The organism is Pseudovibrio sp. Ad37 (genome assembly GCF_001623075.1).
In the GTDB taxonomy this organism is placed as follows: Bacteria; Pseudomonadota; Alphaproteobacteria; order Rhizobiales; family Stappiaceae; genus Pseudovibrio.
On the sequence record NZ_LMCF01000017.1, the window covers coordinates 1 to 22,915 of the forward strand.

Genomic DNA, 22,915 nt, shown 5'->3' on the forward strand with positions numbered 1-22,915 from the left:
TATAATCTTGCCTTCGCCGTCAATCACACAGATCGAAACAGACCGTAAAGAAACATCCAAACCAGCATAGTATTCCATGGTGCTCTCCCATCCTCGCAGCAATATGCTGCGATCTTAACAGGAGCTGACCTCTCATGAAGGACGAGCCCGATTACGCATGCTATTGGCCCGTCGTTGCCAAGATAGATTAAATTTTGGGAGAGCTTTTCGCATGTGCAGCAAAGTGTATGTGATGCGACATTACAAACTTTATTATGCCGTCACAACTAAACAAACTGCCCCGCCGCATGGCCGGAAGACCAGGCCCATTGGAAGTTGAAGCCGCCGAGATGGCCGGTGACGTCGACGACTTCGCCGATGAAGAAGAGGCCGGGGACGGAGCTGGTTTCCATTGTTTTGGAGGAGAGGGCCTTTGTGCTTACACCGCCTAAGGTGACCTCAGCGGTGCGGTAGCCTTCGGTGCCGACGGGCTTGAGGGTCCACTCGTTGATTGCCAGAGCAGCTTTGCGCAGCACTTTGTCGGAGGTGTCGGCTAACCGTCCGCTCAGCTTATGCTCCTCGGCAATATGCATGGCCAGCTTTTTAGGTAGCAAACTTGCCACGGCAGTCTTAATGTCCTGCTTTGACTGGCTTTGCTTAGCAGATTTCAAGGCCTCAAAAACATTTGTGTCTGGAAGCAAGTTGACGTGAATGTCTTTGCCTTCTTCCCAGTAAGAGGAAATCTGCAGAATGGATGGCCCGGAAAGGCCGCGATGGGTGAAGAGCAATCCTTCGCGGAAACTGGTCTTCTTGAAAGACACAACAGCATCCACTGAAACGCCTGCCAGATGTTTGGTCCGCTCCCGCATCGCATCATCAAAGACGAATGGCACAAGAGCAGCACGAGGGGTGACGAGCGGCAGATCAAATTGCTTGGCAATCTCGTAACCAAAGCCAGTAGCACCCATCTTAGGAATGGAAGGTCCGCCACAAGCCACAACCACTGATTGCGCTCGCACAGTGTCTCTGGAGGTGCCAACGGTGAAGCGATCATCAGGCTTGGTGAGAGAAGTGACACCGGTGCCCAGCTGAATGCGAACGCCGGATTGCTGGCATAGTTCGAGCAGCATGTCGATGATCTGCTGCGCACTGTCATCGCAAAACAGTTGGCCCAGTGTCTTTTCGTGCCAGTTGATGCGGTGCTTATCCACCAACGCAATAAAATCTTGCTGGGTAAAGCGTTTCAAAGCGGAAACAGCAAAACGTGGGTTCTGAGAAAGAAAGTTTGCAGGAGATGCGTGCAGATTGGTGAAATTGCACCGCCCGCCACCGGAGATGCGGATCTTGTCCGCTGGGCGCTTGGCATGGTCAATCACCAGCACAGAGCGTCCGCGTTTTCCAGCCTCAATGGCACACATCAGGCCGGCAGCGCCTGCACCTATTATAAGAACGTCAATGTTTTGCATGGCGCTCTTATATGGGCTTTCCAGCCAAGGTCAACTCGGGATCAAATAAAAGAGGAGGGCCTGAGCCCTCCTCAATGCATTTCAGCAATGTTTAACGCTTAAGCCGCAACAACATCTCTCAGGAAGTTGGAAATGGTCTGGCGCAGCTCCGTTGCCTGTTTGGAAACAGAAGAAGAAGCCTCAAGCACGTCATTGGCAGAGTGGTTGGTTTCCTGAACCGAGCTCGTCACAACGCTCATGCTGTCTGCCACATCCTGAGTGCCCTGCGCAGCCTGCTGAATGTTCTGGCTGATGGAGGACGTCGCCGCGTTCTGCTGAGCAATCGCAGTGGCAATAGAGCTGGTGTATTCATTCACCTGATGCATTGTGCCAGCAATCTGCTCAATGGCGGTCACAGCTTCCTTCGTAGAACCCTGAATACCGGAGATCTGAGAGGAAATCTCTTCTGTCGCCTTGGAAGTCTGGGTTGCCAGTTCCTTCACCTCGGATGCAACAACCGCAAAGCCCTTACCCATCTCGCCAGCACGTGCTGCTTCAATGGTTGCGTTCAGAGCCAGCAGGTTGGTTTGCTCGGCGATGTCACGAATGAGGTTGACCACCTCGCCAATCTTCTGGGCCGCAACATCCAGATCCGCTACATGATCGTTGGTGGCAGTTGCAACACTGGTTGCATCATCAACGGTCTGCTTGGTCTGGGAGATCTGACGGCCAATTTCTTCGATGGACGCAGAGAGCTCTTCAGCAGCAGAAGCTACGGTCTGAACGTTTTGCGAAGCCTGCTCAGAGGAACCAGCAGCGCTGTTGGCACGATCAGATGTTGTTGTCGCTATGTGTGTCAGAGAGTCCGCAGTTTGCTGCATCTTGCCGGTGTTGTCATCAACCCGGTCAAGAACACTGGAGACCTGATCATTAAACACACTGATCAATTGATCCACGTGCATCTGGCGGTCGCGTTCTTGCTCATGTTCTTTCTCAGAAAGGCTCTGCAGACGCTTCTGCTCAGCAACTGTATCGCGGAAAGACATAACAGCGTTCGCCACTTGGCCAACTTCATCAACGCCAGTCGCACCAGCGAACGTCACAGTGGTGTCGCCTTCAGCCAGTTTGCGAGCATCGCTAAGCAGGGCTGTTACCGGAATAGATACACTGCGAATGATCGTGTAAGCCGCGCCAATACCGAGGACAGTCACGAGGGCAGAGATGATCAGCGCGAGCATGAATTCCCACTGAGCGTTGGCAGTCAGCTTTTGTGCATGCATCACCAGTTCGTCAGCAAGGTAGTCTTCAAAATCCTTCAGCGAGTCGATACGTTCTGTTGCCATATCAAACCAGTCGGTGCCGGAAACTGAGGAGATGTCGCCGCCAAAGGCAGCAGAATATCCAAGCTTACGCGCAGCATCGACCCGGTTCATGATTGGACGGTTGAAGATCTTTTCCAGAAACTTCACCTGGGGACCGGTCATCAAAGAGCGGGCGGTCTTGAAATGCGTGTCCTGGCTGGCGCTCAGGCGTACAAAACGGTGATAGATAGTTGGATTGAACTCCTGAGCACTAAAGCCGTTTGCACCAATTGCGCGCTCAATGCCTGCGTTTTCTTTTCCAAGCAGCACTTCTTCATACATGCTTAGCTGGCGAACAAGGCTGGCATCGCGGCTCACGGCAACAGTGCTTGGCAAAAACTTGAAGGCGTCGTTAATGGTGCCGCTGTAGTAAGCAACAGTTTCGCCAACGGTTGTGTTCAGGCTTTTGACGTTGTTGCGGATACGGTCAATGCTTGCCAGACGGCTGTTCACCACGTCCACCTGGGCCGCAAGGCCTCTATCAATGGACATCAGGTCAATTTTGGTGAGCGCAGTCTTGTAGATACGGATTTTGCTGTCAGTCAGCTTGTGCTGGTCAGCAAGGCCCTCAGCAAAGGCTTTGCCCTTAGCGCCAAGATATCCGGCAGAGCGGCCACGCTCTTTTTGCAGTTCGTGAACAACAGCACTCAATACAGGAACAAACTCTGCAACCTGACCAATAGAGGATGCTTCCACCTTTTTGTTATAGGCGGTGGTGATTTGTGAGCCAGCAAAATAGAGCATGGGCACAAACGCAAGCATGAATATCGCGATGATACGATACTTTAAAAGAATACGACGCATAAGAGCACCTGAAGGGGAAACTCGAGTTCCAATTTTGAGCGGGGCACTGCTGCCCGTTTCACTGTTTCGTGATTACACGCATAAATTGAGTCAGTAATTCTTTATAGAGCGTTTATTCTGTGGCTTGGATTTGTACTAACTGCCTACTTATTCTCACCTAAGTAATATAATTAGGTAAAATACTTAGTTCCTAAGTATATGTGTAGATTGCAATTAATTATTATTTCGGAAATATACTTGAGTTTTCAGCGAGTACAAGTGCATCGACGTTATTTAGTGAGCTTTTGATGATTCGTTTAAGCAGCCTATGGAATGAGAAGCAAAACTCCCCATTCCAAAATCTCGGTCAAGTGAGGCTTACGTAGACCACACCTGCGCACGGTCCTGATAAAGCTGTCCTTCCATGCGCGCACCGTACAGAGAGCAGGCTTTCACGTAGTCCATGTAGGAACCATGGATCTTCTCGCTCATTGCATCGCCAGCAGGGTAAGCCGCAATCACTTCACGTGCAGCCGCGCCAATCGCTTCAATCACATCCGGTGGGAAGGAGGAGAGAATGGCACCGCGCTCCACCAACGTGGAAAGCGCGATGGTGTTGTTGTAGCGGAACTCCGCTGTGCTCTCTTCAGCCTGTGCTGTCGCCGCTTGCGCCAGAACTTCCTTCAGCCATGGGCTCAGGTTCTCATAGGTGTTCTGGTTTACGATCATTTCTAGACCCGGACCCGGCTCATGGAACGCTGGCAAGTGGTAGTACGGCGCTATCTTGTAAAGGCCGAGAGCAAGATCATTCCATGGGCCAACAAACTCAGCCGCATCAACAACACCGGACTGCAGGGCGGGGTAGATTTCTGGTGGAGGTGTCACAACAGTGGTCGCACCCACTTTGCGCAGGATGTCGCCGCCAAGGCCGGCAATACGCATTTTCAGCCCGACAAGGTCATCCAGAGATTTGATTGGCTTCTTGAACCAGCCGCCTGCCTGAGCGCCTGAGCTGCCCGCATAAAATGGTTTCACACCATGCGGTGCATACGCTTCGTCCCAAAGCGCCTGTCCGCCGCCATGACGCAACCAGCCTGAAAGCTCGGTTGCATCCAGGCCAAACGGGAGAGTGGTGAAGTACATGGTCGAGCGGATCTTGCCCACCTGATAATAAGGCGCGTTGTGACCGATATCAGCAGTGCCAGAGGAAACGGCAGAGAATGTTTCGAACGGAGGAACCAGCTCGCCACCGCCAAAATACTTGATGGAGATCTTGCCGTCAGAAAGCGCCTCAATGCGTTTGCCCAGCTGTTCAGCTGAGGTTCCCACGCCCGGGAAGCCCTTTGGGAAGGCTCCTACGAGTTTCAGGTTCAATGTGGCGTTTGCAAGTGCTGGCGCAGCAAGGACAGAAGCGCCGCCCGCAGCACCGGTTGCCATTGCTGTTTTCAGAAAGTCACGGCGTTTCATCTACCCGTCTCCGCTAATTCATAAAGTACATAGGTATTAATGCTAGCAGAGGGCAGGTGGGTCTGGCGATATATTTCAGCAGTCAGGGCTGAGAAGAAAACAAGTCAGGGAGAGCTTTATTTGAGTATCTCGAACATGCGCTCGAGTTGCTCTTCCACATTCAGCTGGTCTTCATCAAGAACCTGAAACATCCCGTTGCTGTGAATGCCTTCAACAGCCAGATAGACAAGGGTTGCCAGATCTGGGTCTTCTGACTCATCCTGAATGCGCGCGTACATGTCTTTATGGAAGACGCGGACAGGGTCAAGCAGGCTCGGGTCGTCTGCAATGGCTGCCAGCATACCGGAGGCTGCTTTGTTGTCTTCTTTAATCTTGCTGCAAAGCCCCTTCAGGAATGCCCGCATCAGTTTATGGCGATAGGGATCATCAGCAAGCTTCTGCTCTTCTGTGACAATGTTATCGCGCGTGCCGTCGACGTGGTATTGAACCATGGAGCGGATGAGAGCTTGTTTGCTTGGGAAGTTATAGAGCAGCCCACCTTTGGAAACGCCTGCATGCTTGGCGATTGCATCCAACGAAAACTGCCCACCGCCTTGTGCTTGCACATAGTCGATGGCCGCTTCAAGAATGCGATGCTGCGTTCTGCTGGCTTTGGTCGTGCCCTTCACAATGAGTCCCTTGCCCAATTCTGCGAGAGGTCGCAGAGAAAAAAGTTGTTCTTATAAGCGCATATCTGCGACTTTTGTCAGTATAGGCCATCAATGGCAACTTTGCGAGACCAAGTCGTCATGTAAACCTTGAAATTTATGAAGTGAAAACAACGATGTTCATTGAGCCAGATAAAATAGCCGTGATTGCGGCTATTTTAAGAAGTGCTCAGCTGAAAGATGGGGGAGAGAGAGCATTAGGCAAGCTCTGATCAGAGCTATGGCGAAGGTTGGCCTGATGCAAAAAATAAAAGGCCTGACGGCGCCTGGCAATTGCCGGCGCGCATCAGGCCAATTATGTGGCGGTCACAAAGTTCATTCAGCTTGCGCTGAAACAAACTCTGGAGCCTCGCAAATCGTACAGATTAAGCAAGCTCAATCTGGGAAGCCTGCAAACCGCGGCCACGACGATCTTCTTCAGCAACAAAAGTGATCGCTGCACCTTCAGCAGGAACTGCAATGCCAGAGCGTTCGAAAGCTGTGATATGAACAAAGATGTCTTTGGAACCGTCAGCTGGAGTAACGAAGCCGTAGCCTTTGTCGTGGTTGAAGAATTTGAGGGTACCGTCTTGTCGCATGGAAACGTCCTTTAAGCCAAAAAAGTCAACTCGCCTGGTTAAGGCGGGTCAGTCGTGACGAGCAATGTAATCAAAGGCAGAAAAGGACATTGTTCCGATACATGCACCGCAACATTGCCAACCGTGTCTCTAATAACAGCCCGCAGTCATAAGGTCTGAGCTCTCATTCTTTCTAAAAGAAATCAGTCCTAATGGTTCATATAGGGAGGCGGGTCATATGTCGCCCCTCTAATACTACGGGATAAGCAAATCTCTTAGCTTGCTCGTCCCTACCGATGTAGTTGCTCCTTAAGAAATCCACAAGGTGCAATTTAAAAAAAGAGCCCAATTGAGGCATTATGTTCCTCTTAAACGGCCCACGATGCCCTTAGGGAACCAGTAAATGCTGCAGATAAACAACATTCCCAACCAAAGCAGCCAGCGTTCCGGTGAAACCACCTCTGACACTATAGGCAGACTACCCAGCGATTCCTGAAGGAGGCCCAAGAGGTTCTGCAAATAGGACTGGGTGAGAAGGAACAGGACAGCCCCGATAACGGCGCCGTACATGCTCCCCATTCCGCCAATCACAACCATCAACAGAATGTCCACCATTATATCCATGGAGAGCGTTGTCGCTGGTCCAGTGTAGCGCAGCCAGAGGGCCATCAAGGACCCTGCGAGCGCTGCCATTACAGCAGACAGAATTGTCGCCACACTGCGATATCGCACCACCTTGTAGCCAATCGCTTCAGCGCGGAATGCATTCTCGCGGATAGCTTGCAGAACACGGCCAAACGGAGAGTTCACCATGCGCAGCAAAACAAGGAACAGACACAAGCTGCTGAAGAAGACCACGTAGTACGTGATCAGTTTGCCATTGAGGCGAACCCCGAGCACCTTCTCCTTCACCAGCTTGAACGCAGGCGTCATCTCCCGCGGGATACGATAGCTCAGCCCGTCCTCACCGCCAGTGAAGCCGGAAAGTTGCGAGACCAGCACCAGAAACGCACTCGCGACAGCCAGCGTCATCATGGCAAAGAAGATTGCCTTGACCCGTAGTGAGAATAGCGCAATCACAAACGCAAAAGCCCCGGCAACCAGTGCACCGCACACAGTGCCAAGCGCAATCGCACTGTAAGAGGCGCCCATGTTCACTAGTGCAATGGCCGTCCCATAAGCCCCGATACCAAAGAACATGGTGTGCGCGAACGACACCACGCCTGTGTACCCCAGCAACAAATCATAACTGGCCACCAGCACAATGAAGATGCAAATGCGAGCAGCGGTATCTAACGAACGCGTACCGGGAAACAGAAAGGGCGCAAACAGCAACCCAAACAGAATGAGCAGCAGAACAGCACTAAGCATTTTGCTGCGTGGACGATCACCGGAAAGGAGTTTCACAATCATCTGACAAACTCCTCAATGCGCTTTGACAACGGGGTAAAGCCCCTGAGGTCGCCACATCAACACAGCCCCCATCAGCATGATCGTTGAAACCAGAGCCAGTTTGGGGATCAGAAAACCGGTGTAGTTGGTCAGCAAACCCACCAGCATAGCGCCGATGAAACAGCCCTCAATGGAGCCAAGCCCGCCGATGATCACCACTATGAAGACGGAGATCATCACCTCAGCCCCCATATGGGCCGTAATGGTCTCCTGATACATGCCCCACATCACACCGCCGAGCCCCGCCAAAGCACAGCCCACCATGAACACCGCCAGAAACAGCTTCTCTATCGGATACCCCAGGGCCTCCACCATCTCGCCATTCTGAACCCCAGCCCGCACCAGCAGCCCGATGCGTGTCCGGTTTAAAACCAGCCGCATGGCAACAAACAATGCCAGCCCGATTACAATGGCCAACACACGGTATTTCTCAATGGCAGCGCCCAGCACCACAAAGGACCCCTGAAACGCAGCAGGCCGCGCCAGCACGATCTCATCCGGGCCCCAGATCACATAGATCAGCTGCTGCGTCACAACCAGCCCGCCCATGGTCACAAGGATCTGCTTCAGGTGTTGCCCGTACACCGGCTTCACAATCAGCCGCTCAAAGCCATAGCCCGCAAGGCCCGTCACCAGCATGGCAAACGCCACAGCCAGCAGAACAGCCCCCAGATTAAGCGCAATACTGGGGCTCTCAATCCAGCCACCCAGCAGACCTAAAATGGTAAACCCTGCAAAGGCTCCAAGCGAAATAAACGCCCCATGCCCGAAGTTGATCACGTCCATCAGGCCGAAGATCACAGTAAGGCCAGACGCCATGATGAAAATCATCATCCCCATCGCCAGTCCCGCCGCCGTCAGCGTCAACCAGGTGGAGCCGGAACCAATCGCGAGTAAGCCGATCACCATCAGCACAGGCACAAGCAGCAGCGGTGCCTTTGCCTCGATAGTCTGAGAGAGAGAAGGGCGCTCGATGCGCGGTTTAATCAGGCTGTCGCTCATTGGTGTGCCTCCAGTGAAAGTCCCATCAACCTCTCCTGCAATCCTGCATCAGCTGCCAGCTCTGCCATGTCACCGGAATAAACAATCCGCCCGTCATCCATCACGGCAACGGTGTCTCCCACTGCGCGCGCCATGGAAAAGTTCTGCTCCACCAGCAAAATCGTGGTCTGCATCTCTTTCAGTTCTTTCAGGGCTGCAATCATGGCGTTGATGATTGCAGGAGCCAGCCCTTTGGTCGGCTCATCAATCAGGATTAACTTCTTCGGCTCAATGATTGCGCGAGCCACCGCCAGCATCTGCTTTTGCCCGCCGGAAAGATTACCCGCAGCACTTTGCCAGAATGTTTTGAGGGGAGGGAACAGGCCCAAAACCCATCCCAGCCGTTCCTCATCAATCGCACCGTTCCGTGCAGCCAGAAGCATGTTTTCATGCACGGTCAGGTCGGTGAAGATGCCCATATCCTCCGGCACAAAAGCAATCTCGCGCTGGGCAATGGCAGGTGTCGTCTCTTTCTGGATCTCTGTTCCATCAAACTGGATCGTCCCTTTTGAGGCCTGCCACAGCCCCATGATGGTCCGCAGCGTTGTGGTCTTGCCAGCGCCATTTCGCCCCAGCAGAACGGTGACACCACCGCGTGGAACTTCCAAATCAACGCCCTGTAAAATGTGGTAGGGGCCAATATGTGTGTGAACGCCGTTTAGGCTGAGAAGAGCGTCAGACATGCGCACCCTCTGTTTTCTCTTCAGGTGCAACACCCAGATAAGCCTGCTGAACCACCGGAGAGGCGATCACCTCAGTAGGATCCCCATCTGCCACCAGCTCTCCGTTGTGCAGCACAATAATCCGGTCAGCCAGTGAGCGGATCACATCCATCTTGTGTTCAACCAGCAAAATCGTGCGGTCCTTGTCCTGCTTCAACTCACGGATCAGGTCCAGCACAACCGGCACCTCATCAACGCTCATGCCAGCCGTTGGTTCATCAAACATCAGCACCTGCGGACCAATGGCAATCATCAGCGCCACCTCCAGCTTGCGCTGATCTCCATGCGACAGTTCAGAAGTGATCTGCTCGGCCTTATCCAGCAAATGCACCTCTGCAAGAATGTGCTCTGCCCGTTCAATAAGCTCGACATGACTGTCCGCCATAGAAAACAAATCCATGCCCATCCGCTGATGAGCCTGCACCGCCAGCCGTGCGTTCTCCCGAACGCTCAGGCCGGGAAACAGATTGGTCATCTGAAACGCCCGCCCGATGCCCCGCAGGGTCCTGTCGGCAACTGAAAGGCGCGTGATGTCTTCGCCATTAAACCAGACATGACCAGCACTGGCGGCTAACTGGCCGGAAATCAGGTTGAAGTAAGTGGTCTTGCCAGCACCATTCGGCCCCACAATGGCAGTCAGTGTCCCGCGATGAAAATCACAGGACACTGCATCCACAGCCACATGCCCACCAAAACGAATGGTCAGATCATGCGTACTCAGAACCGGCTTTTCGTCTTTCCGTAATTCCAAAGACCTGCCCTTTATGAGAGTTCACTTTGGGCACGAAGGCTCGGGTTTGCCCGCGCTTTCCGCCGTGCCCAGAGGATGAAGAGGAAGGCACAGCCATACATGGTGATGCCGTAAATACCGGAGGCCAGACTGTATGGCGGCAATGCTTCGCCGTTCATTGCGATCAAAGCCCCGACGGTGATCCCAAGTGTGGCATTTTGGACGCCCACCTCCATAGCAATCGCAACACTGTCAGGATGTGAGAGCTTCATCAGCTTGGCGCCGCCATACCCAACCATTAGCATCACAACATTCAGCAGAATAAGAACCGGTCCTAGCTCCAGAATGTTAGCCGTCAGCACCGACCAGTTGGTGGCAATAGCCCCAAGCACGATCACCACAAACAGCACGGAGGCCAACAGCGACACCACTTTGGAGATCGCCGCGGTAAACGATGGCGCCATATGATTGACGAGAACCCCAATCGCAACGGGAACAGCCGTAATCAGTGCCATGGAAATGCCAATAGATGTCACATCAATCTTGGGCATGGCCGCACCAAGAAAGTAGTTTGCGGATGCCGCTGCAAAAACCGGGACCGTCAGCACGCACAGCACACTGGTCACGGCGGTGAGCGACACCGCCAGCGCGACAGAACCGCCGCTGAACCGTGTCAGCATGTTGGAGGTGACACCACCCGGGGCGAAGGCAAGCAGCATCACGCCAAACGCCATGGCCGGCTCCAACTCCACCACCTGTAAAATAAGAAAGGCAACAACGGGCAACAAAAGCAACTGCCCCAGCATGCCAATGCTGAACGCACGCGGCATCTGCACCACGCGTTTAAAGTCCTGCAGTGTGAGAGAGATCCCGAGAGAAAACATGATGAACGCCAGCGAAAGCGGCAAAAACAGCTTTAAGAGAATGTCCATGGTCTTGTACTTCGCTCTTTGAGGCTCTGATATTCCGTAAGCGGGACAATCTGCAACTGAGGATGAGGTCAGCAATCCTGCAAAAACCCCTCACGGCTCCAAAGCGTTATCTTTTGCGATTTAGGAGAGCGAGCGAGTAGCCCGCTCCCTCTCTGAGCTATGAAAACGGGGACCTACTGGTTCTGAACTGAGATATCCATGTCCTCAATCTTGAGTTCGCGCACCAGCTCAGGAATGCCCCATTCAACCTCTGGATCCACACGGATCTTGAAGTGATACATGGACTGCAATGCCTGATGATCCTCAGCGCGGAATTTCATCAGCCCCTTCGGACCTTCAAACTCCATGCCTTCCATCGCGGTGATCAGCTCTTCCGTATCCGTGGAGCCAGCTTTACGGATCGCCTCGACAGCAGCGATGCCTGCCGCCATACCACCCGCCGTAAAGAAATCTGGCGGTGAGCTGTAACGAGCCTCATGTTCCTTCACCAGCCAGTCATTCACTGGGTTCTGAGGGATCTCGTAGTAATAGTAGGTCGCGCCTTCCATACCCGGCATGGCCTTATAGGCTTTCAGAGCCGCCAAAATGTTGCCACCCGTTGCGATCTCAATCCCATGGCGTTCAGGGTTCATCGCGTTGATCTTCGCCAGCGGGTTTCCGCCACCAGCCCAGATCACAAACAGGAACTTGCGTCCTTCCTGACCCTTCAGTGCCTCAAAGATACGCTGTGCACTTGCGGTGAAATCCTTGGTGTCCGTTGGCGCGTACTCTTCAAACACAAGTTTGGCATTGGTCTTTTCAATTGCATTGCGGAAAGCAGTCACGCCATCACGCCCAAATGCATAATCCTGCGCCAGCGTGGCAATTGACGCTCCGTCCTGCCCAAGGGCAACAGCATTCGCAATCGCATCCTGAGAGGAATTCCGCGACGTGCGGAAGATGTAGCGGTTGAAGTTGGCGCCAGTGATGCTGTCAGCAACGGCAGGCTCCACGATCAGAAGCTTCTCGTATTCCTCCGCAATTGAAAGCATAGCCAACGCAACACCAGAGGAGACCGGCCCAATTGCCAGATCAACCTCATCATCACCATAAGCCTCGGCCAGCATGGCACGTCCAATATCCGGCTTGAGCTGGCTGTCTTTTTCGATGACCTCAATTTTGCGACCGTCAATTTCCATTGTGCCGCCAGTGGCATATTCCAGCCCCATCATCAAACCCACATGAGATTGCTTGGCATAGGCCTCAAAAGGACCGGTTTTACCATAGACGTGGGCAATCTTGATCGGCTCTGCCGCAGAGGAAATATTTGATGAAACAGAAAGCGCAAACGCGCTGGCCGCTAGGCTAACCGCCGCGGCCCTAAGTAATTTATGCATAATGAAACCCCTCCCACGTTGCCCAGGGGCCTCCGTAAACGCAAACACCGTCTCAAAAGACTTCGCAAGCCTGCCCTCAAACAACGTAAATATAGTTGACGCATGTATTCAGGAAGGAGTCAATGATTCCAGATTGAGCCAAATTGTTAAGATTTGAATGGATCACTTGTATTTGCTTATCCGAAAAATAAATTTCACCTGTCCAGAATTTTATATCAAAAAATCGATTTTCATGATCAAGGCATCAGTCCAATATTTGCAATTACTCTTTGCAGTTTCAGTTTAAGGAGGTGCTTCTTGCAACTTACTGTAAGTCGTTGTGACTACTCCTGCTTTCATTGCGACAAGCTGACGGCCATACGCCATGGAAAAGCCGTATTTTGCCCTGTTTACACCTCAATTAGCCGTTAGGCCGCGTCTCTCTGCAGGTGTGTCAGATAAGTGTTTGTTCACCATCTCTGAAAACCTGATGATAACAAGATCCTGATACCTTCAATAGCAATAAGAACACTGGTTTAACAGGGCGTCATTAAGTACTGAGTGCGTAGCAACCAGTATTACCAAAATAACAATAAGTCCTGAAAAGGGATTATCTGCATATCACTATGCGGACAACTGAAGGGTGACCCGTTTCCATTGCTTGGTGGGTCCTCCTTGTTTCAAGGCAGGTTGTCTTGCCCCGACGATTTTAAAGGCCGTACCTCCCCTCCCAATCGGCCTTTTTATGCCTGCTTTGTTTGGCACCGAGGTATCCTCCCACCTCGGTGCCTTTTTTATGCGCAGATGCAACCTTTGAATTAAATGGAAGCATCCTATTCATCTTAAAATTGCAAAATGTTCCTAATGCATCTAATTAGCTCTAACTTACGATAGGAGCTAATATTTTGAAAAATTATCTAAAATTATTTGTATTGCTAGGTGCTGCAGTTCTGTTGAGTGGGTGTGTAACCACACGATCTTCCTTGCCAGATTTATTCGTTGAGCAGGCGGATGATGTTGCGCGAGCAAATTACATCGACAAACATTGTCCTTCCATGGAGATGAAGAACCAGGACTTGCTAGCTCAATCCGCGCTGCTTGTGTGCCTGACCAGCAAAAAGGCAAATAGGAAATGTGCTGTTAAAGAGTACATTACGATCTATGCAAAGCGGTATGAGCACTACACCAAAACATACAAGGGAAAGACGTCAGCTCAGCTCTGCAAAATGGCGCGTGATGACGCTGAAATGAAGACCATGTTTCAAAAAGCCCGCAAGAAGAAAGCTAAGAAGAAAAGCTAGGCTTGGCGTAGTAAACTAGTGGTGGCACCGAGGCTAAGCCTCGGTGCTTGTTATTTAAGCGGGCTGTAAAGCTTTCGAGGAAACCAACTCAAAGCCTTCGTCAATCCAGCCAGTCATACCGCCCAGCATAATCTTCACCGGACGTCCCAAGCGGGAGAGGTTATAGGCGGCCTTGTCTGCACCGTTGCAATGCGGCCCAGCGCAATAGACCACAAAAACGGTGTCCATCGGCCACTTGGCAAGGTTCTTTTCCGTCAGATCCCGGTGGTGAAGACAGATCGCACCATCCACGTGTCCTTTCGCAAAGCGGGCTGCACCGCGAACATCAATCAAAACGAACTCTGCAGTGCCATCGGCCAAATCTGCCTGCACATCAGAGCAATATGTCTCGAACTGCAGGATTGAACGGAAATGCGAGAGTGCCTGCTTTGGGTCTGCTGGAGAATATTCGAGTGCGCGTGAGGACATGTACGTCTCCAAATCTATGAGGATGCTCCTGACTAGGGGGAGGAACACCAAAAAACACTTATTTAAAAGCAGCTTGCAGGAGAGATGCCTCCGCAAACAGCCTTGGGTGATGACAGGAATTTCGCCTGCCCCCGTAATCTGAAGAATTTCCCAGTTGCGAAAAACTGGCTCAAATGACTATATTCGTAAAAAATACGCCAATCTCTTTCGAGTTGAATTTTCCGATGGTCCAGCCCACACCCTGCAGCCCAGAAGGCCCACTTGTCGCAACGCTCATCTACGACGGCTTGTGCACCTTCGAGTTCGGTCAGGCTTACGAGTTGTTCGGCCTGCCAAGACCAGAGTTCGGCGCGAACTGGTACAGGTATGTGACGGTCGCCATCGAGGACGGCCCTATCCGTGCTGCGGGTGGTCTGGAGATCAAAGCCGAAAAGCAGCTGGATGCGCTGGATCACGCCGACATCATCCTCATCCCCGGCTGGCGTGGCATTGATACCCCGGTGCCGGAGGACCTGATTGAGGCGCTCTGTAAGGCCTACAATCGCGGAGCCCGTGTTGCTTCCATCTGCTCCGGTGCTTTTGTACTGGCGCGCTCTGGCCTGCTCAATGGCCGCACAGCCACAACACATTGGCGCTATGCCGAGGCGCTGCAAACCGGGTTCCCGTCCATCAACGTGGAAGAAGACCGGCTCTATTCAGAGGCCGACAGGGTATTCACCTCCGCAGGCAGCGCAGCAGGCATTGACCTTGCGCTTCACATCATCCGGCAGGATTACGGCTCACAGATCGCCAACAGCGTTGCCAAACGACTGGTTGCACCTCCGTTCAGGGAAGGAACGCAAACTCAGTTTGCAGAACAGCCTGTACCCGAGGAACGGGAAAGTAAACGCTTCGCAGCACTTTTTGAGGAACTGGAGAAAAAACGTGCCTACACCATGTCCGTGCCGGAAATGGCGGATCTGATGGGCATGAGCCAGCGCACCTTCATCCGCAAATTCTCAAAGGTAACCGGACTTGCACCCGCAGAGTGGCGGCGCACCAAGCAACTGGAAACAGCCAAGCACCTATTGGAAGCGGAAGAGACGATGGACATGGAGAACCTTTCCCACCTCTGCGGGTTCGGCTCAGCAGCAACCTTGCGGCATCACTTCAGAAGTAAATATGGCACCACGCCAACAGCCTACAGGCGCCAGTTCCAAACGCGTCAAGCCTGAAAGTACGCTTTGATGCCATGTGCAGCTGAGCGGCCTGTGGCAAACACCGCCTGCAGCAGATAGCCACCCGTTGGCGCTTCCCAGTCCAACATCTCGCCCGCCACAAACACACCCGGAAGCTTGTTCAGCATGTAGTGCTCGTCAACCTCGTCAAACGAGATCCCGCCCGCGCTGGAGATCGCCCGGTCAATAGGCCGTGGCGCTGTCAACTGCAACGGCAATGCCTTGATATGCGCCGCCAGTTCATCAGCCTCAACCGGCAGCGGCCCTACTTCCCGCATCAAAGCGATGGCGGCAGCAGGCAGACCGGTTGCTTTGCGCAGGAAGTTGCTCATGGATTGCTTGCCACGTGGCCGCGCCAGCTTGGCCGCGAGCTTGTCAGCGGAGACATCCGGCTTCAGGTCAATCTCAATCTGTGCCGTCCCTGTTGTAAGGATTGTATCCCGCAGATCAGCTGAGAGCGCATAGATCACGCCGCCTTCAATCCCACAGGCATCCAGCATGGCATCACCAACAACACGGCGATCTCCGTGGGAGACAGCTATCTTCTTCAGGGGAGTACCTTTGTGGCGGTCCTTGAAGTGATCCGAAAACGCGATCTCAAATCCGCAATTGGCAGGGAGCAGCGCGTTCACGTCAATCTGCTTGTCACGCAAAGTCGAAACCCACGCGCCATCAGAGCCAAGCTTCGCCCAGGAACCGCCACCAAGCGCCAGCAAAACAGCGTCAAACGCCTGCGCTTCAATGGGCTCATCGCCTTTTTGAAGCAGGACTCCTCCGGCTTCATCAAATCCGTGCCATCGGGTGTTCGCATGCAATGTTACGCCTTGCTGATCAAGCAATTTCAACCAGTTACGCAACAGCGGAGAGGCTTTGAAGCTTTTAGGAAACACCTTGCCGCTGGAACCTTCAAACGTCGACTGCCCCAACCCTGCGCTCCATTCCCGCAGAGCAGAAGGAGGAAAATCCCGCACTGACTGCAACAGTTGCGCATGTGCAGGACGATAGCGGCTCAGAAAAACCTCCAGATCCTCACTGTGGGTTAGATTGAGACCACCAAGCCCAGCCATCAAAAACTTGCGGGCAGGGGACGGGCGTTGATCAAAGAGGCTCACGCGCACTCCGGCTTCTGCCAGATGTTGAGCAGCAAACAGCCCGGCAGGGCCTGCTCCGATGATTGCAACATGCTTTGTCAAAGATCCATCCAGTCCGCTTATGGTCATTGAGGCTCCAGCCAATGACATTTACAGCTCTAATGCCTTTGTTGTCCGCCAATTACAAGCCGGAAGAGCGCCACATCCCACAGATGGAGAGCAGGGCACATCAGGGATTTTCACCACCTTAAAGAAGCACCCCTGATATTAGAAGGAAGACTTCTAAGGAATGTACAGTCCCCGCACTTCAAGCTTTGCTGAATGCAAACAGTAAAGTGGGGGCCGCATTGAGAACTGCAATCGTAATGCCGCGTAACATGCATTTTTGCCAGTCTCGAGCCACATCAATAGATCTGTGCGCTCATGATCTTGCGCTTCATAGCCAGAACAAAGGCAACCTGCGTATTTTTGCAGGAGGCGAGGAGGATCTGTTTGAAGATGTTGATGTTTTTGCAGTGACAGAACCGGGTAAAAAGCCAACGCCTGCAAAGTTCTATGATCCGCTGTCAGAGTTTGGACCACAGCTGATCGTCGTGCATCAGCATCTGGAAACGGCGTTTCAGATCATCACGGACTTTCCGGGCACCCCTGTAATCTTGCACAGGCATGGCAGGTTCGAGCGCAACAGCGCGTTCAAACGCTGGAAGTACACCCGCAAAATGAACCGCCTTGCCGGCATCATCTGGGTTGGCGAAGATGCCCGTAATAACTTCTGCGAAAATTTCACGGGTGTAAAAGCCCGCAGTGTGGTGGTGCCCAACGGCATAGATTGCGAGCTCTGGTCCCCAGCCCCCAAAGAAAACTCTGTGATCTATGTGGGGCGGGCAAGGGAAGACAAAGGCGTGTTCGACCTGGCGCAGGCTTGGCTTGCCTGTGCAGACCGTTTGGATCGGACGGGGTGGAAACTGAATCTGGTACTGGCCGTTACCGACGAGGGGGAGCAATCAACGGCAAACTCTCTCCGGCAGATGCTTTCAAGCCACGCAGACAGTGTCTCGATCGAGACCAACCTCAATGCCTCAGATGTTCAAAGACGCCTCGCAAGATCATCCATCGCAGTGGTCCCCTCCATCGTGGCAGAAGGTTTTGGCCGCACCGCGATTGAAGCCATGAGCTGCGGCGCTGCGGTGATCACCACGCACTCTGGCGGCTTGTGGGAGGCAGTGGGCGAAACCGGTAAGGTGATCAACCCAAGATCCCCCAAAGAGATTGCATCAGCGCTGCTCGATCTAGCTGATAACCAGCCCCTGCGCGAAGACATGGCAGAAGCAGGACGGGAGAGAGTGCTTCGTCTCTTTAACATCCACCAGATCGCAGAAAACTACGATGACATGCTCATGAGCCTGTGGGATGACTTCGTCAGCGGCTCCGACAATACACAGGGCCTCATCGACCACATGCTCGTGTCAGAGTGAGGAGAATGAGGACCGGGACTGGTACAGGGCAAAGATCAGATCGCCCGCAACCCAGGAGATCAACAAAATGCACCCTGATCATGTGACAGTGGCTGTCCGCAATCTGGATGAGGCGCGTGCTTTCTTTAACTTGCTTGACTTTGAAGAAGCAAAATCCCTCGTCATCTCCGGTCCCGTGTTTTCAAAGTACATGGGCATTCCGGATCTGGAAGCAGAGCACGTCACGTTGGTTCTGAAAGGCCATAGCCCCAGATTCGAAATCCAACTGCTACACTACCGCAATCCAGAGCCACCCACCGAGCCTTACCCTGAAGACCTCTGCCGAACAGGCTACAATCACTTGTGTTTCGCGGTCGATGATCTGGAAGACAGACTATCAAAGCTTCAAGCAGCCGGGTTCAAAGCCCGTTCCGAAGTCATGGAGTTCAACGACAGAAAACTGGTGTTCCTGTTTGGGCCAGAAAAGATCACGATAGAACTCGCTGAATGGCATAAACCAGAGTAAAACGCGTTCGCAAATACGATCGCTTCTATTAGTAAAAGAGTTGGTTGCAGGGCAGAGAGCTTACAAGAAATGCAGCAGCGTGAAGGACAACGGATGCACCTTTAACGTCTGAGCAATCCCACCTTCTCAAAGAAAACGGCTGTCTCCAGCTCATCACCAACCGCAGGGACTGTGCAATCCCTGCGAGTTAGAGAAATAAACCTCACATCAACAACGCCTTGGTTGCTTCCTTGTAGTTCCGGGCCTTCGCGTTCTCAATAAATAGCAGTCCCTTCAGGTACTCCAACCGCGCCTTGGATTTTTTGATCCGCTGTGCCATATGCCGCGCCACCTTTGGCGAGATATGCGAGAAGCCGCGTTCCCGAAGTTCGGCACGCAGTGCTTGGCCCACGTCATTCGCCAATGTATCCTCGCTGAAATTCGGTTCCTCTTCATCATGCAACCGCGCAACAGCACATAGCAACGCCATATCAGCCACCATCCGGTAAGGGCGTCCGCTGCGTGCCGTCACCTGACCCGGATGCAGCCGATACCGAACAAGCCGCTCGTTAAGAGCACCAATCTTCCCATATTCCAGCAAGCGCAGATAAAGGTCATAATCCTCTGCACCATCAAAATGCGGACGATACCCGCCAAGGGTCAACACAGCATCACGGCGAAACATAATGGTCGGGTGGTACAAGCAGCACTTCTCAAAGAGGCGCTTGCGGATCTCAACCGAGCTTTTCGGGCACTCCATCTGGTCTATGATCTGCCCGGCCTCATCAATCACGGAAACTTCTGTTCCGCACAACTGCCAGTCAGGGTTCCGGTTCATAATCCGAACCTGCCGTTCCAGACGAAGCGACTCCGACAGATCATCCGCATCAAGGCGGGCAACCAATGGGCTCTCAATCACCGCAAGCCCGGTATTAAGCGCGTTTGAGATACCCTGACCTGGCCCTTCAAGGATCTGAAACCGGCCCTTCGAAAAATGGCCTGCAAAATGCTCCGCAATTTCCCGGGTTTCATCGGTGGAGGCATCATCCACCAACACAACAGCAAAGTCTGTGAAGCTTTGTGCCAACAGGCTGCTCAGTGTCTCTCCAAGCGTGTTTGCGGCATTGCGTGCAGGGATTAACACGCTGACAAGAGGGGCGGGATCTTGCTGTTGCTTTTCAGCCATTGAATAAGCCACCTATCTGCTTAAGCTCTTTTTGCCTTCCAGCTGAGGCTGCGAAGGAAGCTAAGCGTTTGTTGTGTTGCTTCGTTTCTTTGAAAAATCAGGAACATCGGGTGGAAGGCTGGGTCAGGTCTTATCCTGCCGTGCAGCAGTCGCCCCCCTCTGAGATGAATGGGTCTGTTCCAGAAGATCTGCTTCAATGGATTTCGCGACCCGTAGATATCGCCCGACCGCGTAGTTGGTTGAGGCAATCAGGCCCCACCAGCCATATCGGCAGTATCCGCGCACCAGATAGCCCTTCAGAAAGGCTGCGGGAAACTCGTAGAGCAGCCGTGACTTTGGCATCTTGCGCCCCCGTCCACGCATCTCATGCACTTGCAGGGTGGAGTAGCGGTTCATCTTCTCAAAGTGGAAGGCGACACTGGGAATACTGCGGTGGTCCATATGCCCTTTCAGCATACCCACCTTGGCATCGCTGGGCGGACGGACCGTGTCATGCACCGAGCTGGCAGAAAAACGACCTACACTCCTGCGGTAAAGTCGGATTTGCTTATGAGAGTAAGCGTGTTTTGCTGCGGTCTTTTCGTGAGGCCACACATCGCAGATGTCCACCTCCCAAAAGTCGTTCTCCGCTAGAACAGAGGTCTGGAACAAGCCCAGTATCTCATCACGCAATGCAGGCGTAACCACCTCATCGGCATCGATGTTCAGGATCCAGTCATTCCGGCACTGGTCCTCACCAAACCGCTTTTGCAAGCCATACCCGTTCCAGTCATTGTGCAGCACACGTGCCCCCATGCGCTGGGCGACGGTCACGGTTTGGTCCGTAGATCCGCTGTCAATCACAATGACCTCATCAGCCCAGTGAATGCAGCTGGCAATCGTCTGTCCGATACGGTCTTCCTCATTCATCGCGATGATGAAAACGGACATTGAAATGCGGGCCTCATCAGATCGCTCGTCAGCGGTTGGCCTTCCTTGCTGGGCTCGCTTTGCTGCAATGTCGATGATTTTGCTCTGGGTGGAGATATCGGGCCTCAAACTCTTGGATTATCCGCAATAATCTAGAGTTTACTCCCCCATACACATTCCGAAATTCGTTCAATATGAAGGACTGTTTTCACCCAATAGAAACCCATCAATATCAAATAAGGGGAGATGAATGAGAAAGTCATCGCACACCGCTAGCCTAACCCTGCTCATGCACAGAAGGCTAACCAGCAACCATCACCCTGCTTGGGTGGAAATGACTGTCAGATCGACAAAACCTAGCATAAAGTCCCTCGGATAGCCCCGTTCACTACAACTTCCGTATGATTGCATCTCGCGCGCAGGGGTGAAACGATTTGCGCGCATTTGAGAGCCGGGTTTGAGGCGAGACTTTCGGCACCCAGTTTAATTTCTTTGGGAGAAGAAAATGGCCGCAATTATTGGTTGGGCACATACACCGTTTGGCAAACTGACAGATGAGACTGTAGAGACTCTAGTCACAAAAGTTGCCAAGCAAGCGATTGCCGATGCCGGTCTCGCCGCTGAAGACATTGATGAGATCGTTCTGGGTCACTTCAATGCAGGTTTTTCCAAGCAGGATTTCACAGCAAGCCTCGTGCTTCAGGCAGATGACAAGCTGCGCTTCAAGCCAACCACCCGCGTAGAAAATGCATGTGCGACGGGCTCAGCTGCGGTGCATCAGGGCGTCAAATCCATCAAGGCAGGCGACGCCAAGTTTGTGCTCGTCGTTGGTGTTGAGCAGATGACCACCACGCCGGGTCGTGAAATCGGAGCAAACTTGCTCAAAGCCTCTTACCTGCCAGAAGATGGCGACACCCCCGCTGGTTTCGCTGGTGTCTTCGGCAAAATCGCAGGCATGTATTTCCAAAAGCATGGCGACCAGAGCGAAGCGCTGGCCCACATCGCTGCGAAGAACCACAAGAACGGCGTGGAGAACCCATACGCACAGATGCGCAAGGACCTCGGCGTAGAGTTCTGCCTCAATGAGAGCGAGAAGAACCCGTTTGTAGCTGGCCCGCTGAAGCGCACAGACTGCTCGCTGGTTTCCGATGGCGCAGCAGCCATCGTCCTCACCGACACCACCACAGCGCTTTCTGCTAAAAAGGCCGTCGCCTTCCGCGGCATGGGGCATGCGCAGGACTTCCTGCCAATGTCCAAGCGCGACATCCTCAAGTTCGAAGGCTGTACCGAAGCTTGGAAGCGCGCGCTCTCCATGGCCAACATCACCGTTGAAGACCTGTCCTTTGTTGAAACCCACGACTGCTTCACCATCGCTGAGCTGATCGAATATGAAGCCATGGGGCTTGTGCCAGAAGGTCAGGGTGCAAAAGCTATTCTGGAAGGCTGGACCCAGAAGGACGGCAAACTGCCGGTCAACCCGTCTGGCGGGCTGAAAGCCAAAGGCCATCCAATCGGTGCAACCGGTGTTTCCATGCACGTGCTCACATCCATGCAGCTGGTGGGCGAAGCTGGCGGCATTCAGGTGGACGGCGCAGAGCTCGGCGGCATCTTCAACATGGGCGGCGCAGCCGTTGCCAACTATGTGTCTGTGATGCAGCGCCTCAAGTAAGCGCAGTGAAGCCAGATGAATAATCAGGAGAGCCCCGGTCCGCCGGGGCTTTTCTTTTGCATTGTGGCCTTGCAGCTCACCAATCGCTAACTAAGCCCTCAAACCAGCATCATCACACCAATGTGATCGTGGTAAACCTTTTGTCTGACGCAAGGTTAGGAGAGGTGTGTCGATGCCAGGACAAGAGTCAGCCCCCAAGTACGATGATTGGCTGAAAAAAGTCTATTCAGAGATGAACTGGAAGTTCCATGATCTCGTTGGCGGTGGCCGGAAGAAACGCTCCGCAAGCGTCACCAGCAAAACCTCTGAGGCAAGCGCGGCGATTGGCTCGCAGGTGGACGAAGACACACCAGAGTGGACCACAGAACCTGATATCGCAGATTACATCGTTGAAGGCACACCGCCTGTGAATCGGCATGCAAAATTGACCCGGTTAGGTGGGTTATGAGCGTTTAAGATTGACCCACCTGTTTGTTAGGATCCGTGCATTTAGCGCGGGGCATGAACGGGTGATATTGATGGAAAGTGCAGCCAAGATCCGCCGTCTTGTTTTACGGGATGGTCGAAGTGTCCGGTCGGTCAGT

At 53.0% G+C, this 22,915-nt stretch carries 21 protein-coding genes; 6 read left to right on the plus strand and 15 right to left on the minus strand.

What is annotated here, in order from left to right:
• Positions 1-266 precede the first annotated feature (266 nt).
• The 11 genes from PsAD37_RS05105 to PsAD37_RS05155 form a co-directional block, all read right to left on the minus strand.
• Positions 267-1,445, minus strand: coding sequence for an NAD(P)/FAD-dependent oxidoreductase (locus PsAD37_RS05105; protein ID WP_063295225.1), 1,179 nt, complete (start codon positions 1,443-1,445; stop codon positions 267-269).
• A 98-nt stretch (positions 1,446-1,543) separates the two neighbouring features.
• Complete coding sequence (locus tag PsAD37_RS05110; RefSeq protein ID WP_063295226.1) at positions 1,544-3,589, minus strand: methyl-accepting chemotaxis protein; 2,046 nt, start codon at positions 3,587-3,589, stop codon at positions 1,544-1,546.
• Between the two features lie 357 nt (positions 3,590-3,946).
• Entirely contained in the window at positions 3,947-5,035 is a 1,089-nt protein-coding gene (locus PsAD37_RS05115) for a TRAP transporter substrate-binding protein (RefSeq protein WP_063295227.1), read from the minus strand.
• A gap of 116 nt (positions 5,036-5,151) precedes the next feature.
• On the minus strand, positions 5,152-5,703 hold the full coding sequence (locus PsAD37_RS05120) for a TetR/AcrR family transcriptional regulator (protein WP_063295242.1): 552 nt from the start codon (positions 5,701-5,703) through the stop codon (positions 5,152-5,154).
• A 404-nt stretch (positions 5,704-6,107) separates the two neighbouring features.
• A complete protein-coding gene (locus tag PsAD37_RS05125; RefSeq protein WP_057461006.1) occupies positions 6,108-6,320 on the minus strand; it encodes a cold-shock protein in 213 nt (70 codons plus the stop codon).
• Positions 6,321-6,656: 336 nt separating this feature from the next.
• Positions 6,657-7,712 (minus strand): branched-chain amino acid ABC transporter permease, encoded by a 1,056-nt coding sequence (locus PsAD37_RS05130; protein ID WP_063295228.1) that lies wholly within the window; start codon positions 7,710-7,712, stop codon positions 6,657-6,659.
• Positions 7,713-7,724: 12 nt separating this feature from the next.
• The gene (locus tag PsAD37_RS05135; RefSeq protein ID WP_063295229.1) at positions 7,725-8,753 is read right to left on the minus strand and encodes a branched-chain amino acid ABC transporter permease; all 1,029 of its coding nucleotides are present in this window, start codon (positions 8,751-8,753) and stop codon (positions 7,725-7,727) included.
• Positions 8,750-9,475: an ABC transporter ATP-binding protein gene (locus tag PsAD37_RS05140; RefSeq protein WP_063295230.1), complete on the minus strand. Its 726-nt coding sequence runs from the start codon at positions 9,473-9,475 to the stop codon at positions 8,750-8,752. The genes PsAD37_RS05135 and PsAD37_RS05140 overlap by 4 nt, the downstream gene beginning before the upstream one ends.
• Entirely contained in the window at positions 9,468-10,265 is a 798-nt protein-coding gene (locus PsAD37_RS05145; RefSeq protein ID WP_063295231.1) for an ABC transporter ATP-binding protein, read from the minus strand. Before PsAD37_RS05145 ends, PsAD37_RS05140 begins: the two co-directional genes overlap by 8 nt.
• A gap of 11 nt (positions 10,266-10,276) precedes the next feature.
• A complete protein-coding gene (locus PsAD37_RS05150) occupies positions 10,277-11,176 on the minus strand; it encodes a bile acid:sodium symporter family protein (protein WP_063295232.1) in 900 nt (299 codons plus the stop codon).
• Between the two features lie 173 nt (positions 11,177-11,349).
• Entirely contained in the window at positions 11,350-12,552 is a 1,203-nt protein-coding gene (locus PsAD37_RS05155) for a substrate-binding domain-containing protein (protein WP_063295233.1), read from the minus strand.
• Between the two features lie 884 nt (positions 12,553-13,436).
• Between PsAD37_RS05155 and PsAD37_RS05160 the strand changes: the two genes are divergently transcribed.
• On the plus strand, positions 13,437-13,832 hold the full coding sequence (locus PsAD37_RS05160; RefSeq protein WP_153039676.1) for a hypothetical protein: 396 nt from the start codon (positions 13,437-13,439) through the stop codon (positions 13,830-13,832).
• A gap of 54 nt (positions 13,833-13,886) precedes the next feature.
• Here the strand turns inward: PsAD37_RS05160 and PsAD37_RS05165 are convergent, their stop codons facing one another.
• The gene (locus tag PsAD37_RS05165; RefSeq protein WP_063295235.1) at positions 13,887-14,300 is read right to left on the minus strand and encodes a rhodanese-like domain-containing protein; all 414 of its coding nucleotides are present in this window, start codon (positions 14,298-14,300) and stop codon (positions 13,887-13,889) included.
• 224 nt (positions 14,301-14,524) lie between these two features.
• On the opposite strand from PsAD37_RS05165, the gene ftrA reads away from it, so the two are divergent.
• The gene (gene ftrA / locus PsAD37_RS05170) at positions 14,525-15,514 is read left to right on the plus strand and encodes a transcriptional regulator FtrA (protein ID WP_063295243.1); all 990 of its coding nucleotides are present in this window, start codon (positions 14,525-14,527) and stop codon (positions 15,512-15,514) included.
• Here the strand turns inward: ftrA and PsAD37_RS05175 are convergent.
• Positions 15,505-16,737 carry a TIGR03862 family flavoprotein gene (locus PsAD37_RS05175; protein WP_063295236.1) on the minus strand — a complete coding sequence of 411 codons (1,233 nt, stop codon included), beginning with the start codon at positions 16,735-16,737 and terminating at the stop codon, positions 15,505-15,507. The two genes, ftrA and PsAD37_RS05175, sit on opposite strands and share 10 nt — an antisense overlap.
• Positions 16,738-16,955: 218 nt before the next feature.
• On the opposite strand from PsAD37_RS05175, the gene PsAD37_RS05180 reads away from it, so the two are divergent.
• Positions 16,956-18,083, plus strand: coding sequence for a glycosyltransferase family 4 protein (locus PsAD37_RS05180; protein WP_208991706.1), 1,128 nt, complete (start codon positions 16,956-16,958; stop codon positions 18,081-18,083).
• 67 nt (positions 18,084-18,150) lie between these two features.
• Positions 18,151-18,588 carry a VOC family protein gene (locus tag PsAD37_RS05185; protein ID WP_063295237.1) on the plus strand — a complete coding sequence of 146 codons (438 nt, stop codon included), beginning with the start codon at positions 18,151-18,153 and terminating at the stop codon, positions 18,586-18,588.
• Positions 18,589-18,790: 202 nt separating this feature from the next.
• Here PsAD37_RS05185 and PsAD37_RS05190 read toward each other — a convergent pair whose 3' ends face one another.
• Positions 18,791-19,753 (minus strand): glycosyltransferase, encoded by a 963-nt coding sequence (locus PsAD37_RS05190; protein WP_063295238.1) that lies wholly within the window; start codon positions 19,751-19,753, stop codon positions 18,791-18,793.
• 123 nt (positions 19,754-19,876) lie between these two features.
• Positions 19,877-20,791 (minus strand): glycosyltransferase family 2 protein, encoded by a 915-nt coding sequence (locus tag PsAD37_RS05195; protein WP_063295239.1) that lies wholly within the window; start codon positions 20,789-20,791, stop codon positions 19,877-19,879.
• A gap of 376 nt (positions 20,792-21,167) precedes the next feature.
• On the opposite strand from PsAD37_RS05195, the gene PsAD37_RS05200 reads away from it, so the two are divergent.
• Entirely contained in the window at positions 21,168-22,331 is a 1,164-nt protein-coding gene (locus tag PsAD37_RS05200; RefSeq protein WP_063295240.1) for an acetyl-CoA acetyltransferase, read from the plus strand.
• Positions 22,332-22,503: 172 nt separating this feature from the next.
• Entirely contained in the window at positions 22,504-22,779 is a 276-nt protein-coding gene (locus PsAD37_RS05205; protein WP_063295241.1) for a hypothetical protein, read from the plus strand.
• Positions 22,780-22,915: the final 136 nt, after the last annotated feature.